Origin of the sequence: Bartonella sp. AA2SXKL, assembly GCF_042197205.1 — a bacterium.
Lineage (GTDB): Bacteria > Pseudomonadota > Alphaproteobacteria > Rhizobiales > Rhizobiaceae > Bartonella.
On the sequence record NZ_JBHIRN010000143.1, the window covers coordinates 1 to 412 of the forward strand.

Genomic DNA, 412 nt, shown 5'->3' on the forward strand with positions numbered 1-412 from the left:
CACTTTCATCTGAAGCAAAATTCCATTTTGTTTCACTAAATCCAGCAAATGCAACAGTGGAACACGCAAGAATATTTGCAACAACTAATCCTTGAGTGAGAATTTTTCTCATTATGTTTTTCTCTCTTATCCTAAAATACCATTGATTATAAATCAGTTTTTATAAATATGAAAGATTGAATTTGACTCAGAAATGCAGGGCTAAACTGTTCTTTTTAGCTTTATAAAAATTCTCTTATCGTTATTACGTTTTGAGATAAACTATCCTGGAGGTATCGTTTGTATTCTCAAGGAGTTATCTCTCGTATGAGGGATATAAATGGTTACAGAAACTTTTATTTTTGGTGCTTGCATTTTTTTCTGTATTGGTTTTATTTCGGCTGAATTGATGTGTATTTTTTGCAGAAATGTT